18 protein-coding genes and 1 pseudogene are annotated in these 14432 nt (G+C 74.2%); 10 read left to right on the top strand and 9 right to left on the bottom strand.

Annotated features, from left to right (window positions below; translation table 11 throughout):
- Nucleotides 1–33 precede the first annotated feature (33 nt).
- From LWC33_RS25550 to LWC33_RS25540, 3 genes are all read right to left on the bottom strand, one after another.
- Entirely contained in the window at nucleotides 34–489 is a 456-nt protein-coding gene (locus LWC33_RS25550; protein ID WP_233307214.1) for a pyridoxamine 5'-phosphate oxidase family protein, read from the bottom strand.
- Between the two features lie 60 nt (nucleotides 490–549).
- Entirely contained in the window at nucleotides 550–1368 is an 819-nt protein-coding gene (locus LWC33_RS25545; protein ID WP_233307213.1) for a Bax inhibitor-1/YccA family protein, read from the bottom strand.
- Between the two features lie 110 nt (nucleotides 1369–1478).
- Nucleotides 1479–1916, bottom strand: coding sequence for a hypothetical protein (locus LWC33_RS25540; RefSeq protein ID WP_233307212.1), 438 nt, complete (start codon nucleotides 1914–1916; stop codon nucleotides 1479–1481).
- An 86-nt stretch (nucleotides 1917–2002) separates the two neighbouring features.
- On the opposite strand from LWC33_RS25540, the gene LWC33_RS25535 reads away from it, so the two are divergent.
- The gene (locus LWC33_RS25535; RefSeq protein ID WP_233307211.1) at nucleotides 2003–2479 is read left to right on the top strand and encodes an NUDIX hydrolase; all 477 of its coding nucleotides are present in this window, start codon (nucleotides 2003–2005) and stop codon (nucleotides 2477–2479) included.
- Here LWC33_RS25535 and tatA read toward each other — a convergent pair.
- On the bottom strand, nucleotides 2476–2748 hold the full coding sequence (gene tatA / locus LWC33_RS25530) for a Sec-independent protein translocase subunit TatA (protein ID WP_233307210.1): 273 nt from the start codon (nucleotides 2746–2748) through the stop codon (nucleotides 2476–2478). The two genes, LWC33_RS25535 and tatA, sit on opposite strands and share 4 nt — an antisense overlap.
- 258 nt (nucleotides 2749–3006) lie before the next feature.
- Here tatA and LWC33_RS25525 point away from each other — a divergent pair, with 258 nt between their 5' ends.
- Nucleotides 3007–3228 (top strand): hypothetical protein, encoded by a 222-nt coding sequence (locus LWC33_RS25525; RefSeq protein WP_233307209.1) that lies wholly within the window; start codon nucleotides 3007–3009, stop codon nucleotides 3226–3228.
- A gap of 177 nt (nucleotides 3229–3405) precedes the next feature.
- On the opposite strand, the gene LWC33_RS36250 is transcribed toward LWC33_RS25525, so the two are convergent.
- The gene (locus LWC33_RS36250; protein WP_233307256.1) at nucleotides 3406–3561 is read right to left on the bottom strand and encodes a DUF899 family protein; all 156 of its coding nucleotides are present in this window, start codon (nucleotides 3559–3561) and stop codon (nucleotides 3406–3408) included.
- 49 nt (nucleotides 3562–3610) lie between these two features.
- Between LWC33_RS36250 and LWC33_RS25515 the strand changes: the two genes are divergently transcribed.
- Nucleotides 3611–5278 (top strand): FAD-binding dehydrogenase, encoded by a 1668-nt coding sequence (locus LWC33_RS25515; RefSeq protein ID WP_233307208.1) that lies wholly within the window; start codon nucleotides 3611–3613, stop codon nucleotides 5276–5278.
- A 274-nt stretch (nucleotides 5279–5552) separates the two neighbouring features.
- On the opposite strand, the gene LWC33_RS25510 is transcribed toward LWC33_RS25515, so the two are convergent.
- Nucleotides 5553–5975: an ATP-binding protein gene (locus LWC33_RS25510; RefSeq protein ID WP_233307207.1), complete on the bottom strand. Its 423-nt coding sequence runs from the start codon at nucleotides 5973–5975 to the stop codon at nucleotides 5553–5555.
- 198 nt (nucleotides 5976–6173) lie between these two features.
- Between LWC33_RS25510 and LWC33_RS25505 the strand changes: the two genes are divergently transcribed.
- Entirely contained in the window at nucleotides 6174–6722 is a 549-nt protein-coding gene (locus LWC33_RS25505) for a GNAT family N-acetyltransferase (RefSeq protein ID WP_233307206.1), read from the top strand.
- On the opposite strand, the gene LWC33_RS25500 is transcribed toward LWC33_RS25505, so the two are convergent.
- Together LWC33_RS25500 and LWC33_RS25495 are read right to left on the bottom strand one after the other, a co-directional pair.
- Complete coding sequence (locus LWC33_RS25500; protein WP_233307205.1) at nucleotides 6719–7318, bottom strand: mycothiol-dependent nitroreductase Rv2466c family protein; 600 nt, start codon at nucleotides 7316–7318, stop codon at nucleotides 6719–6721. The two genes, LWC33_RS25505 and LWC33_RS25500, sit on opposite strands and share 4 nt — an antisense overlap.
- Nucleotides 7319–7328: 10 nt before the next feature.
- The gene (locus tag LWC33_RS25495) at nucleotides 7329–7859 is read right to left on the bottom strand and encodes a GNAT family N-acetyltransferase (RefSeq protein WP_233307204.1); all 531 of its coding nucleotides are present in this window, start codon (nucleotides 7857–7859) and stop codon (nucleotides 7329–7331) included.
- 165 nt (nucleotides 7860–8024) lie between these two features.
- Here LWC33_RS25495 and LWC33_RS25490 point away from each other — a divergent pair, with 165 nt between their 5' ends.
- The 5 genes from LWC33_RS25490 to LWC33_RS25470 all read left to right on the top strand — a co-directional run bounded on the left by LWC33_RS25490 (nucleotide 8025) and on the right by LWC33_RS25470 (nucleotide 12254).
- Nucleotides 8025–9197: a serine hydrolase domain-containing protein gene (locus LWC33_RS25490; protein WP_233307203.1), complete on the top strand. Its 1173-nt coding sequence runs from the start codon at nucleotides 8025–8027 to the stop codon at nucleotides 9195–9197.
- Nucleotides 9198–9254: 57 nt separating this feature from the next.
- Nucleotides 9255–10217, top strand: coding sequence for an alpha/beta hydrolase (locus LWC33_RS25485; RefSeq protein ID WP_233307202.1), 963 nt, complete (start codon nucleotides 9255–9257; stop codon nucleotides 10215–10217).
- A 65-nt stretch (nucleotides 10218–10282) separates the two neighbouring features.
- Nucleotides 10283–11338, top strand: coding sequence for a helix-turn-helix domain-containing protein (locus LWC33_RS25480; RefSeq protein ID WP_233307201.1), 1056 nt, complete (start codon nucleotides 10283–10285; stop codon nucleotides 11336–11338).
- A gap of 69 nt (nucleotides 11339–11407) precedes the next feature.
- Nucleotides 11408–11863, top strand: coding sequence for a hypothetical protein (locus LWC33_RS25475; protein WP_233307200.1), 456 nt, complete (start codon nucleotides 11408–11410; stop codon nucleotides 11861–11863).
- A 40-nt stretch (nucleotides 11864–11903) separates the two neighbouring features.
- Nucleotides 11904–12254 carry a VOC family protein gene (locus LWC33_RS25470; protein ID WP_233307199.1) on the top strand — a complete coding sequence of 117 codons (351 nt, stop codon included), beginning with the start codon at nucleotides 11904–11906 and terminating at the stop codon, nucleotides 12252–12254.
- Nucleotide 12255: 1 nt separating this feature from the next.
- Here the strand turns inward: LWC33_RS25470 and LWC33_RS25465 are convergent, their stop codons facing one another.
- Nucleotides 12256–12729, bottom strand: a complete 474-nt coding sequence (locus LWC33_RS25465) for a hypothetical protein (RefSeq protein WP_233307198.1) — start codon at nucleotides 12727–12729, stop codon at nucleotides 12256–12258.
- A 190-nt stretch (nucleotides 12730–12919) separates the two neighbouring features.
- On the opposite strand from LWC33_RS25465, the pseudogene LWC33_RS25460 reads away from it, so the two are divergent.
- Nucleotides 12920–14432, top strand: a pseudogene (locus LWC33_RS25460) (hypothetical protein); the annotation flags it as partial.

Raw genomic sequence — 14432 nt, 5'->3', positions numbered from 1 at the left:
GCACGGCACCGCGTTCGATCGGGACCCGGGGGCTCATTCGCGCTCGACGCGCCGGACCCCTGAGCCCTCCCGCCAGAACTCGACGACGAGGCGGTCCGCCGCCTCGTTGAGGCACGTCACCACGACCTCGGTGACGTCGGCGCGGAAGGCGTCACCCTCGGCCTCGCCGATCAGCGGGCCCGTCGGCACGGCCCGACCCGCGATCTTGGCGTCGCCCTCCCAGTCCGCCGGGGCGCCCTCGGGCGGGTCCGTCGACGTGCTGTGCAGGGCGAAGCGCGGGTCGCGGCGCAGGTCCGCGCCCTTGCGCGAGGCCGGCATCGACCCGAAGGTCAGCTCGCCCGCCTCGAACTGCGCCTCGATGCCGGAGATCCGCGGCGAACCGTCCGCCCGGAGTGTGGCGATGGTCTTGTGCATGTGCGCGTCGAAGAGCCGGCGGGCGCGTGCCGCCAGCTCGGGAGCCTGCTCCTCGACGTCCTTCCAGGAGGCCATGGCACGAGGGTCCCGCGGATCCCTGACAACCCGCGTCAGGAAGGCCGCCCCCTGGTCCTGCTAGTCCTGCCGCAGGTAGCTCAGCAGCCGCAGGATCTCGATGTACAGCCAGACCAGCGTGGTCATCAGGCCGAAGGCGATGTACCAGGAGAACTTCGCGGGCGCGCCCTCCTTGACCGCCCGGTCGGCCATGTCGAAGTCCAGCATCAGGCTGAACGCGGCCACGCCGATGCAGACGATGCTGAACAGGTAGGCCAGCGGCGACCCGTCACGCAGGCCCAGGCCGCCGATCGTGAAGAAGCTCATGACCATGTTCGCGAGCATCAGGAGCACGACGCCGATCGACGCACCGATCAGCCACTTCGTGAACCGCGGCGTGACCCGCACGGCGCCGGTCTTGTAGACGATCAGCATCCCGACGAACACGCCGGCGGTGCCCACGATCGCCTGGAAGCCGATGCCCTGGAAGTTCGTGCCGGAGAACTCGAGCGCCCCGGTGAGCGCGCCGAGCGCGACACCCATCGACGCCGAGTACAGCAGTACCAGGAACGGGTTCGTGCTCTGCTTGAAGATCACGATCAGCGACACGACGAAGCCGACGATGATCGCCGGGAGCGCCAGGCCGAACAGGCCGGACCAGGCCGTCAGGATCCCGGCGACCAACGCCACGGCACCCGTGATCGCGGTCTTGACCACCACGTCGTCGACGGTCAGCGGCCGCTCGCCGGCACCCGCCCTGCCGAACCCGGCACGCGCGGCCTGGGAGTCGGCGTAGGCGGCCCCGCCGCCCATCATGCCGCCGCCCTGGCGGTCGAAAGTGGCGTAGCCGCCCTGCCCCGTCGGCAGGTTGCGGAACGCCGGATTGCTGGTGGTGCGCACCGGTTCCTCCTCGTCGCGTGTCTCGCCGCGCTACGTGGTCAACGCCGGCGGGACCCGATCGGTTCCCGCTCGGTAAAGACGACTTTACCCAGATCGGGGCGGGCGGCGCGTCATGCGGCGGCGGAGCCCGGACCCGGCGGGTCCAGCACCACGCCGGCCGCCTCGATCGCGGCCTCCGTCTGCAGCCGGGCGAAGGGCCGCTCGCTCTGGGGGACCTCGGACAGGGGCGGGCGCGCGACGCCGACGGCGCGGCAGAGATCGTGGAGGACGTCGTCGTAGGCGGCCATCAGGGCGACCCGCCGGACGTGGGTGGTGGGCTGCCGCCCGCACACCTCGCGGCGCAGCCGGTGCAGGTCGGCGACCAGCGACTCGAAGGACTGGCCGGCTGCGGGCGCGGGGCTGGAGCGGCGGAACAGCCGGTGCAGCAACTCCGGCAGCCCGAGCAGCACGGGGAGGAACCGCGCCACGGCCCAGATGAGGAGCGTCGGCGCGGCGGCGATCACGACGTACACCAGCACGCCGAGGACGACCGGACGGTCTGCCGACACCCACCCACGGTACCGAGGATCCGCAGGTCAGAGGGATCTTGACGGCGGCGGGCGGCGGTTCGCAAGACGCGCGCTAGGTTCGGCCGGTGCCGCACCCCGAACCCGCGCCCCGCCGGCTCGTCCGCCCCGCCGCCTACGCGGTCTGCGTCGAGGACGGGCAGGTGTTGCTCGCCCGCTGGACCGGGCCGCACGGCCCCGAGTGGACACTGCCCGGCGGCGGGCTGCACCACGGCGAGGACCCGCGCGCCGGTGCGGTGCGGGAGGTCGAGGAGGAGACCGGCTTCACGGTCGCCCTCGACCGGCTGCTCACCGTCGACTCCGTGCACTTCCCCGACGCCGTGAGCCGCGGGGGCGAGCCGCTCGACATGTTCGGCATCCGGATCGTCTACACCGCCCACGTCGTCGGCGGGGAGCTGCGGCACGAGGTCGGCGGCTCCACCGACCGGGCGGCCTGGGTGCCGCTCGACGAGGTCGCGGGCCTGGTCCGCGTCCCTCTCGTCGAGACCGGGCTGGCGGCCTGGCGGTCGGAGGACCCGGCGCGCGGCGCCGTGCTCGGGTTCTAGACGACCTGGTTCTCGGCCCTGTCGGCGTCCGCCTCGGCAGCCCTGCCGGCGTCCGCCTCGGCGACGACGGGCAGGGCGGCCGTCGGGGTCGGCGGCTGGGCGTTCACGGTGGGCGCGGGGGCGTCCTCGCGCAGCCCGCGCATCTCGCCCTTGAAGATCCGGGCGCTCTGTCCGACCGAGCGGGCCATGGACGGCAGCCGCTTCGCCCCGAAGAGGAGCAGCAGCACACCGACCAGGATGACGATCTCCCAGCCACCGAGGTTCGACACGACGTGGTCCTTCCGTGTCGCACGGGCCGAGGAGACCCGCGCGGTCGGCGGCCCGGTCGCGGTCGCCGTCGACCGCGACCGTCGCGGGCCGCTCTTCTTCCCCCTGCAACGACCCGGGGGCCGCCGCGTCACCCCCGTACCCCGGTCGCGCGACGGCGGGGAGCCGATCTCCGCGGTGCGCCCGTCCGGCGCGCGCCCTACCCTCACGGTCCCGCCCGCGGAACCGCCCGGGCACGAACCCCAGGAGCACCGGACACGATGTGGGCCTTCTTCTCCCGCCGGCTGCGGATGTGGTTGATCCTCGCGATCGCCGTCCCGCTCGGCGGCTGGCTGATGGGCAAGGTCGCGGACCTGATCGAGCAGCGTCGCGGGCCCAACGCCGTGAGCCGCACGCTGCACCAGACCCGCGGCTGGCTGCAGCGCCGCTCGAAGGGGCCGCTGGCCGCGCGGACCACCGAGAAGGACCGGCCGGCCCGGTAGCCGCAACGCGACAGCCGTGACGGAAGAAGGGCGCCGCGGTCCTCCCGAGGGTCCGGACCGCGGCGCCCGGCAGCGCGTGTTCGCTCCCCAGCAACACGCGGTGTCCCCTTACCTCGTGTGGTGAGGGAGCGGCGTTACGCCGGTCGCCGGATCTTGCGTCGATTCGATGAGAAACCCTCAGCTCGCGAAGCTCGGGCCGGTGTGCCGCGCCGCCGCCGAGCGGCCCTTCGGCTCCTCCCACTCCTCCTGCCGCCCGAGCGCGGTGAGGTCCAGGAAGGCGTAGGAGCCACCGGTCCACTCCGCCCCGCGGGCGTACTGCGAGTAGGTGTGGATACGGAATGTCCGGATTGCCGGCGGGAGCGGCGGGGGCCAGGCTGGACCCGTGAACGCCGACGTGATCGTCGTGGGGGCCGGGCTGGCGGGCCTCGTCGCGACCGCCGAGCTCGCGGCCGCGGGCCGCAGGGTCGTGCTCGTGGACCAGGAACCGGAGACGAACCTGGGTGGCCAGGCGTTCTGGTCGTTCGGCGGGCTGTTCCTCGTCGACTCCCCCGAGCAGCGCCGGATGGGGATCCGGGACTCCGCGGACCTCGCGCTGCAGGACTGGCTGGGCAGCGCAGGCTTCGACCGCGACGTCGACGACCCGGCGGGTGAGGACTTCTGGGCCCGGCAGTGGGCCACCGCCTACGTCGACTTCGCGTCCGGCGAGAAGCGCGCCTGGCTGCACGGCCTCGGCGTGCGGTGGTTCCCGCTGGTGGGCTGGGCGGAGCGCGGCGGGTACCTCGCCGACGGACACGGCAACTCCGTCCCGCGCTTCCACGTCACCTGGGGCACGGGGCCGGGCCTGGTCGAACCGTTCGCGACGGCGGTGCGCGACGCCGAGCGCGCCGGGCTCGTCGAGCTGCGGTTCCGGCACCGGGTCGACGCCCTGACCCGCACCGGAGGCGTGGTCGACGGCGTGTCGGGCGCCGTGCTCGAACCCAGCCCGGCCGCCCGCGGGGCGGCCAGCTCACGCGTCGAGACCGGGACGTTCGAGCTGAGGGCCCAGGCGGTCGTCGTGACCGCGGGCGGGATCGGCGCGGACCACGACCTGGTCCGCGCGAACTGGCCGGCCCGCCTCGGCACCCCGCCGGAACAGATGGTCACCGGCGTCCCCGCGCACGTCGACGGGCGGATGCTGGGCATCACCGAGGCGGCGGGCGGGCGGATCGTCAACCGCGACCGGATGTGGCACTACACGGAGGGGATCCGCAACCACACCCCGATCTGGGCCGGGCACGGGATCCGGATCCTACCGGGGCCGTCGTCGATCTGGCTCGACGCGACGGGGCGGCGGCTGCCGGCGCCGAACTTCCCCGGTTTCGACACCCTCGGCACGCTGCAGGCGTTGCGCGCCACCGGGTACGACCACTCCTGGTTCGTGCTGACCCAGAAGATCATCGAGAAGGAGTTCGCGCTCTCCGGCTCGGAGCAGAACCCGGACCTCACCGAGAAGGACGTCCGGGCGACCCTCGGCCGGATCCGCCCGGGCGCGCCCGCGCCCGTCGAGGCGTTCAAGGAGCGCGGCGAGGACTTCGTCGTCGCCGCGACGTTGGCCGAGCTGGTCGACGGGATGAACAAGCTGACCACGGAACCCCTGCTCGACGCGGCCGCGATCGAGCGGCAGATCGTGGCCCGCGACCGCGAGATGAGCAACCCGTTCACCAAGGACCTGCAGGTCGCCGCCATCCACAACGCCCGGCGGTACCGTGGCGACCGATTGGGCCGCACGGCTGCTCCGCACCGCATTCTGGACCCGGCGGCAGGCCCGCTGATCGGCGTGAAGCTCCACGTACTGACCCGCAAGACCCTCGGCGGCCTGCAGACCGACCTGTCGGGCCGGGTGCTCGACACCGCGGGTGAGCCCGTGCCGGGGCTGTACGCGGCCGGCGAGGTGGCGGGATTCGGTGGCGGTGGTGTGCACGGCTACCGCTCGCTGGAGGGCACCTTCCTCGGCGGCTGCCTGTTCAGCGGCCGGGGCGCCGGACGGGCCGCGGCGCGCGACACCGCGTGAGCCCGGGAGGCCCGGGCCCGGGAGGTGCGGCCCACAGGGGTACGAGCACGGGGGCGGCCCGGCCGCCGTCGAGCCGGCCGGGCCGCGTACCTCCGGGGGTGCGCGCGTAGCTCCCCAGTTGCGCGCGCGAGGCAGATCGTGCTCGTGACGGCACCCGACCCCCGATGACTCGGTGCCGTCACGGAGTCTGGTCCACGACGATCACGTTTCGGCTACCCCGTCGCGCCGGATCGGAAACGGTGTGCCGGAATTCCGTAGATCTTCCGGATGCCTCTCAGGTCAGCTCGAGCGTGGCCCAGACCGTCTTGCCGGTACGGGTGCGGCGGACGCCCCAGCGCGCGACGGCGTTGACGATCGTCAGTCCCCGGCCGCGGTGCGCGCCGAGCCGGGACTCCCCCACCGTCAGCGGGTCGCCCGCGCCGGCGTCGTCGACCTCGATGCGCATCCGGACCCGGTCGAGCACGGTGACCCGCAGCCGCCGGGGGCCGCCCGCGTGCTCGACGGCGTTGGTCACGAGCTCGGTGCACACGAGCTCGGCGTCGAGCAGGGTGTCCGTCGGTGCCAGCTGATCGCGCAGCCACGCGCGCAGCCCGGGCAGGCAGGTGGCGTCCCGGAACGCGGCGACGAGCGAGGCGGGTCGTGGGCCGTCCGCACGTCCGACCACGTCCGTCCTCTCCTCCGCCTCGACCATGGTCATGGTGCGGCTGTACCCCGTTCGGCCGCTCCTCACGCGTCCGGTGGAGCACGCCTCCCGATCCGCGGACCGGAGGTGCCTCCGCACCGGGCCCGGCGTCCCGTCCCAAGCGGATCCGGGCCATGACGATCACGCGCCGTCCCCGGCGCGGATCCCGCCTCCACCGGGCCGTCGGCGGCGATGTCTGCGAGGGTCGGGGACGTGCAGTGGAGTGCGTGTCGCGAGGGCCGGATCAGCATGCGGGAACACGCCGAGCTCGCGGCCCTGCTCCGGGCGGCCTACGCACATCTCCCCGGGCTCTACGGCGGGGTGCGGACCTGGTCCTCCGTGCGGCCCGAGGCACGGGTCCTGGGATGGGACGTCGAGGGCCCGGCCGCACACGCCGGTGTGCTGCGACGTTTCCTGCAGGTCGGTGGCACCGACCAGCTGGCCGCCGTGGTGGGGCTGGTGGCGGTCCGCCCCGGGTTGCAGCGGCAGGGCGTCGGGCTGGCCTTGCTCGACCGGGTGCGGGCCTTCCTCGGCGAGCTCGCCGTGCCCTTCGGCATCCTCATGTGCGCCGAGCACCACGTGCCCTTCTACGAGCGCGGCGGCTGGCGCAGGCTCTCCCCGCGCCGCGCCCTGTACTCGCCCGACGACACCACCGAGCCCCGCCCGTTCGTCGACGAGATCACCACGACCACCCTCGTCCTGCCCGTCACGCAGGAGGAGTGGCCGGACGGCGAGATCGAATGGAACGGGGCGACGGTCTAGTCGAAGCGGAGCTCGCCTGCCCGGGTGCGCTTCAGCTCGGAGAAGTGCGGGTTGCGGGCCAGGAGCAGCGCCCCGTCGAAGAGGTCGGCGGCCTCCTGCCCGCGCGGGATCGCGTTCAGCACAGGGCCGAAGAAGGCGACGCCGTCCACGTGGATCGTGGGCGTCCCGACCTCCAGGCCCACCGGCTCCATCCCGGCGTCGTGGCTCTTGCGGACCCGCTCGTCGTAGGCCGGGTCGTCGGCGGCGGCGAGCAGATCGGCGGCGTCGAGCTCCGCGAGCGCCTGCCGGATCACGCGGTCCCGGGGCCGCACGCGTTCGACGTGGAACAGCCGGCCGAAGGCTTCGTAGTAGCGGCGCAGCCCGGCCTGCCCGAGCCGCTCCTCCACGGCGACCGCGGCGCGCACCGGCCGCCAGCCGCTGTCCAGCCCCTTCTCGGCCTCGGGCACGCGTCCCTCGCGGCCCTCGTTGAGGGCGGCGAGGCTCATGATCCGGACGCTCAGGTCGATCGGCCGAAGCCGCTCGACCTCGGAGATCCACCCGTAGGTGATCCACGCGAACGGGCAGACGGGGTCGAAGTAGAAGTCGACCGTGTGCACCCGACCAGTCTCACATCCGGCGGCCCGCCGCGCGCACCTCGAGGCTCATCCCCTGCTCGGGCAGCACGAAGCCGTCCGGCCGTTCCTCCACCTGCCGCCGACCGTCCGGGACCCAGCCGCGGGCGCGGTAGAACGCCATGGCGCGCTCGTTGCCGGCGAGCACCCACAGCTCCGCCCGCGCGCAGCCCTGCCGGGCGAGGTGTTCGACGCCCGCGTTGTGGAGCAGCGTGCCGATCGTGCGACGCCACTCCGACGGGGCGACGTAGAGGGCCATGAGCTCACCGACGCGCGGGGCGTCCGCCCGGGAACGGACGGCCACGAACCCGACGACGTCCCGGCCGGCCTCCTCCGCGACGACCACGACGCCCGCGGGCGGGTCCTCACCGAGCACGCGGCGCCAGAACTCCTCCCGGCCGTCGACCGAGAGGCCGGCGAGGAGGCCCGCCGGCAGCAGGTCCCGGTACGCGCTGCGCCACGACTCCACCACCACCCGCGCGATCGCCCTCGCGTCGGCGGGCACGGCGCGTCGGATCCCGACCACCCCGTGATGGTCCCCCCACGCGGCCCGAGAACGACCCCGCCGAATGGCGGGCGCCGCACCCGAAGCTGCGCATGATCGTCGGTACCGCGGCGCGCGGTAGGTCGGCACGATCACCTCCGCGCGCTCGACGGGCGCGGTCCCTCGTGTCGACCAACGGAGCTCAGCATGACCACTGCCATCGACGGAAGCGCCATCGACCGGGTCCTGCGGGAGGCGGTCGAGACGGGCGCGGTGCCGCACGTCGCGGCCATCGCCGCGGACCGCGACGGGATCCTCTACGAGGGCGGCGCCGGGCCCCGGGTCGTCGGCGAGAGCAGCGACGAGGTCTCGACCTCCACCCAGTTCCGGATCATGTCGATGACCAAGATCGTCGCGACGACCGCGGCGTTGCAGCAGGTCGAGCGGGGCGAGCTGGAGCTCGAGGCACCCGTCGACACCTACCGCCCGGAGTTCGCCGACATCCAGGTCCTCGAGGGCTTCGACGGCGACACCCCCAAGCTGCGCCCGGCCGGCAGCCGCGCCACGGTGAAGCAGCTGATCACGCACACGTCGGGGCTCGGCTACTGGTTCTGGAACGAGGCGCTCGACGAGTACCAGAAGGTCACGGGCCTGCCGAACGTCCTGGGCGGGGCCGACGCGTTCAAGGCGCCGCTGGTCGCCGACCCCGGCACGCAGTTCGTCTACGGGATCAACACGGACTGGCTGGGCAAGGTCGTCGAGGCCGTCGCCGGCACCGGCCTGGACGTGGTGATCAAGGAGAACATCACCGGCCCGCTCGGCATGGACGACACCATGTTCCTGCTCGACGAGGGCCGCCGCGAGAACTGCGTGACCGTGCACGTCCGGGACGAGGACGGGAACTGGGCCTCGGCCGGCGAGCTGCTGCCGCAGCAGCCCGACTGGTGGGCCGGTGGCCACGGCCTCTACTCCACCCCGCGCGACTTCATCCGCTTCGAGCGGGCCCTGCTCCGCGGCGGCGAGCTCGACGGCGTGCGGATCCTCACCGAGCAGACCGTGGACGCCGCCTTCACCAACCAGATCGGCGACCTGGACTTCCCGGCGGAGATCCCGACGGCCGACCCGCCGATCACCGACGCCCTCCGCGTCGGGCCGGGCTGGAAGTGGGGCCTGGGCCTGCTGCTGAACACCCGGGACGTCGCGGGCGGCCGGCGCGCGGGCACGGGGGCGTGGGCGGGGCTGTTCAACACCCACTTCTTCGTCGACCGTGCCACCGGCGTCTGCGCCTCGATCTACACCAACTCGCTGCCGTTCATCACCGAGAACGAGGCCTGGAAGCTGTACGGGGACTTCGAGTCCGCGCTCTACGCCAGCCTGTGAGGGCCCGCCCGCCGCGGCCGGCGCTCCGGCCGCGGCGGGCACGTCGGAGGGGGTTCGATGACGGCGGTCGCGCGGCCGGGGTTCGACCCGGAGCTGAAGGCCGGCCTGGCCGTGGTCGGCGGGGTCTTCCCGCCGACGATCACACCGGACCTGATCGCCTTCATGCGGCGCTCCTACGCGTCGCCGCCGGTCGAGGGAGCCCTGCGCGGCCGGGCGATCGAGCGTCGCGAGCACGTGATCGCGGGCCATCGCGGCGATCCGCTCGCGGTGTCGGTCCTGCGGCCTGCGGGGATCGACACCCCGCGCCCGGGGGTGCTGTTCGCGCACTCCGGTGGCCTGATGTTCGGCGACCGCTTCAGCGGGACGGACCTCGTGCTGGACTGGGTCGACGGGCTGGGAGCGGTGCTGGTGACCGTCGAGTACCGGCTGGCCCCGGAGTTCCCCGACCCGTTCCCGCGTGAGGACTGCTACGCGGCGCTCGAGTGGGTCGCCGCGAGCGCCGAGGGGCTCGGGATCCGGCGCGACCGGCTGATGGTCGCCGGCGCCAGCTCCGGCGGCGGCCTCGCAGCCGGGATGGCCCTGGCCGCCCGTGACCGGGGCGGGCCGGCGCTCTGCGGGCAGGTGCTCGACTACCCGATGCTCGACGACCGGGGCGCCACCCCGTCGACGCGGCAGTTCGACGGCGTCGGCGTCTGGGACCGGGTCAGCAACGAGACGGGGTGGACCGCGCTGCTCGGCGAGGCCCGCGGCGGTCCGGACGTCTCGCAATACGCCGCGCCCGCCCGCGCCACGGACCTGCGCGGGCTGCCGCCGGCGTTCGTCGACGTCGGGGCCGCGGAGATCTTCCGCGACGAGGCGATCGGCTACGCCGACCGGATCTGGGCCGCGGGTGGCGACGCCGAGCTGCACGTCTGGGCGGGCGGCTTCCACGCCTTCGACATCTTCGCCCCGCACACCGCGCTCGCCCGCGGCATGATCCGCGCCCGGAACGCCTGGGTGGAGAAGATCCTGGCCGACTGATCGGGTACTCGACGGTGACCTGGGCCACTACACTCGGGCCCTCGGAGCGACGTGGTGAGGTGGTCGTGCAGGAGCTCCTGGGCCGCATCTCCGCCCTCGATCCCCAGGCGTGTGTGAGCCTGCGGGTCATCGCCTGCTTCGACGAGCTGGTCGTCGGCAACGTCAACACCCGCGGCCTGCTCAGCGCCGCGGCCTCGCTCGCGGGCTGCACCGCGGGCTTCCGCCAGGACCGGCCGCCACGGTCCGTCCGGGTCACCCCGAAGGGCGAGATCGCCGAGGGACGGGCGCTGCCGCCGCCGGACTCCTCGATCTCCTGCGACGGCCTCACGGTGTGGCTGGAGCGCGCGGGGCCCGCTCACGCCAACGACCGGATCATCCTCGAGCGGCTCGCGCTGGCCCTGCGGATCCGGCACGGGCGGGGCCGGCGGGACGTGGACAACCGCCGCGAGCTGGGCCTGCTGCTCGACCGGACCGTCCCGGTGGAGGAACGCCGCACCGCCGCGGCACGCCTGCACCTCGCGCCGGGGGTCCGGTACCGCGTGCTCGCCGCGCCGCTCTTCGCGGTGTGGGCGGAGCATCCGACCGGCGCCGAGGACGTCGTCGCCACGCCGTACGGGCCGATCCACGCGCTCGTCGTCCCGCAGGACCAGGCCCCCGGCGGGGCGATCCCGTCGGGGATCGGGGTCGCGACCACGGTGGAGCACCTGCACCGCTCGTTCCGCACCGCCGTCGTCGCGCTGCGGTTGTGCGCGCCGCCGGCCACGAGCTGCGTGCTCGCCGACTGGTACGGCGGGGTGATCGAGCTGCTCGCCGACGCCCCGCTCGACGCCGACCTCCCCGACGTCGACTCCCTCGACGAGATCATGGGCCACGCCTGGGGCCCGGCCACGCTCGACGCGCTGGTCCGCGCCGGGTCGGTCCGGCAGGCCGCGCGACTGGCCGGGGTGCACCACAGCACGCTGCAGACCCGGCTCGACGCGATCACCGAGGTGGCCGGGTTCGACCCGTTCGACGGCATCGGCCGCACCCGGCTCGGGATCGCGTACCTGGTCTGGCGGTTGCGCAACTCACGGGTGCTGGACCTGCCGGCGCCGACGTACAGGGCATCCACCGCGGGCTGAGGTGTCCTCGCCCGGTGGAACCGTCGGTCCCCCGCCGTACGGTCCGGGGCAGGCAGACAGGGGGCGGCGGTGGAGCAGACGGACCCGGTGATGGCGGAGATCGCGCAGGCGGTCGAGCTGGGGCAGGCCCGCGCGGCGGCGGAGGCGCGGGAGCGGTTCGCGCTGCTCTGGGCGCGGCTGGGCCCGCGCGGCGATCCGCTCCACCGCTGCGCGCTCGCCCACTACGCGGCCGACGTCCAGGAGGACCTCGCCGAGGAGCTGCGCTGGGACCTCCGCGCCCTCGCGGCGGCCGACGAACTGACGGACGAGCGGGCGCAGCAGCACCACCACTCCCTCGCCGTGGCCGGCTTCTACCCGTCGCTGCACCTCAACCTGGCCGACGTCCACCGCCGCCTCGGAGATCCCGCCCGTGCGCGCGAGCACCTCGACCGGGCCGAGGAGGCCGTCGGCGCCCTCGGCGACGACGGGTACGACCGGATGATCAGGCAGGGGATCGCCCGCTGCGCCGCCCGCCTCGCTCCGTGAGGGCGTTGACCGTCGGACCGCTTCGAGAAGAATGTCGGGTATGAACGTGTCGAGCGTGGCGGTGGGTCTTCCGGTCGGCGATCTCGACCGTGCGATCGAGTGGTACCGGCGCGTCCTGGAACTGGACGAGCCCGACCTGGAGCCTGCCGACGGCGTCGTCGAGTTCCGGGTCGGGCCGGCGTGGCTGCAGCTCGGTCGGGACTCGACCGCCGGCTCCGGCGCGGAGGTCGTCCTCCGGTTCGGCGTCGACGACGCCGCCCGGGAGCGGTCGCGGCTCACGGGGCTGGGCGTGGTCGTCGGTCCGCTCGAGCACGTCCCCGGGGCCGTCGACTACTTCGACTTCGCCGACCCGGACGGCAATGTGCTGAGCATGTACTCCGAGCACGGGTAGCTCACGAGCGGTCGAGCCTGCGGTAGGTGACGGCGAAGTCGTGCTCCCAGGTCGCGCCGCCGTCGTGCGACTGCTCCCAGCGGCCCGCGATCGTCCGCCCGTCGTCGTCGAACGTGCCGGTGTAGCGCTGCGCGAAGTGCAGCGGGGTGAAGTCGGGTCGGTCGCGGAGGAGCGTCCACTCGCCGTCGTGCAGCGTCATGCGGTAGACGCGGACGACCCCACGCGAGTCGAAGTAGTGCTGCACGTAGTCGTGACCGTCGCCCTCCTCGGCCACGGACACCAGGGCGACGGCGTCCGGCGCGGCGGGATGGTCGACCGTGGACTGCTGCCGCAGGAACTGCCCGCCCAGGTCCCACGTGAAGGCGAGGGTTCCGCGGATCGGCTCGGGCGTGAAGGAGAAGCGCGCCTCGGCCTCCCACTCCCCCACGAACGGCTCCAGCCGTGTCAGCGCCGCAGCTCGGACGGCCTCGTCCATCTCGGTCCTCCTGGTGGTGGGCGTTGCAGGGAAGGACTCGACGACGTCCCGTTCCTCATCGGCCGCGGAAGGACAGCACTCTGCGCTCCACAGCTCAGGCCGGCGAGGGACCTCCTCGACGCGCTCCTCCGCCGGATCCGCCGCTGCGTCGTCGGCTCGTCGCCTCTGCCCATGCCACGCGGCCTCCGACATGGTCGGCTCACCGGTCAGCCACGCCCGGTTCCTGCGCGCCATGGTCGCGGTCGGGTATGCCGACCCGGACCAGCCCTTCGCCGCCGCGGAGCTACCCGACCCGCATCTGGACTGGGCCGATGAGATCCGCGCCGCGCTGGCCTGGACCCGGCGCGCCGCGGACGGGCGCACCGACGAGGCGGTCGCGCTGGTGGTCGAACTCCCCGCGGTGTGGGTGGCGCTGGAGCGCGGGCAGATCGACTGGCCGAAGGCGGCGGTGTTCCTGCGGCATCTCGTCGGGCTGTCGGCCGGGCAGAGCGCGCAGCTGTGCGCGCTGGTGCTGCCGCGGGCCCGGCGGTGGACCACCAGCGAGATCTCCCGGCGGCTGCGCCGGCTGATCCTGGAGATCGACCCGGCGCACTACGAGCGGCTGTTCCGCCGCGCGCACGCCCGCCGGGGCATGACGGCGTGCGTGACCGAGGACGGCACCGCCACGCTCACCGCGCACGGGGTGGCCCCGGAAGACGCCGACGCCGCGGTGGCCCGGGTCGACCGACTCGCCCATCAGGTGCGCCGGGCCGGGCATCCGGGGCGGCTGGACCAGATCCGGGTCGACCTGTTCGTCGGGTTCCTCGACGGGCGTCTGCACACCCTGACCGACGCCCAGATCATCACCGCCCTGCTCCACGACGCCGCCGCCGGTGCGTCCGGCCGCGGAGCCGATGGCGCGCAGCAGGCGGGGGCCGCGGCGCCGCCGACGACCTCGCCCTCGGCCTCGGGCTCGGCCTCGGAGACGAGCGAAGAGTCGGGTGTCGGGTCGCCGCAGGCTGCTGAGCCGGAGAGCTCGACAGCCGAACGGGCCACCGCATCCCGATCGGTGGCCCGATCCACCGCAGGCCGAGCCGAGACCGAGCCCGCCGAAACGGACACACCGGCGCACCCGCGGCGTGGGGTGCAGGTGCAGATCGCGCTGTCCACCCTGCTCGGGCACGACGAGCGCCCCGCCACCCTGCCCACGCTCGGCCCGCTGCCCGCCTCCCGCGCCCGCCGGCTCGTCGCCGCCCAGCACCGGGCACCGTGGCGCTACGCGCTCACCGGACCCGACGGACGCCTGATCCGGGCCGGGGCGCTGCGCACCCGCCCACACCCCGACGATCTCGGCCCACCCGCCGCGGCCACCGACCCCGCCGCCCCGGGCCTGGTCGACCTGCTGGTCGACGCCGAGCTGCTCACCCGGCTGGCCGCCCCCGGCAGCGACCTGCCCGACTCCTGGCGGGCGGTGCTGGCCGAGATCCGCGCCGCCCGCGGCCGCGCCCTCGACGACGCCCCGACCGCCCGGTTCCCGCACACCGGACTGCGCCGCCACGTCGAACTGCGCGACCGACACTGCACCTTCACCGGCTGCCTGGCCCCGGCCCACACCGCCGACCTGGACCACACCCGCGACCACGCCCACGGCGGCCCCACCACCGCCGAAGACCTCGGCCCGATCTGCCGCCACGACCACGGCCTCAAACACCGCGGCTGGACCC

This window comes from Pseudonocardia terrae, from assembly GCF_021343995.1.
In the GTDB taxonomy this organism is placed as follows: domain Bacteria; phylum Actinomycetota; class Actinomycetes; order Mycobacteriales; family Pseudonocardiaceae; genus Pseudonocardia; species Pseudonocardia terrae.
Note: the sequence above shows the minus strand (reverse complement) of the source record. Positions and strands in the feature narration are given on the sequence as shown.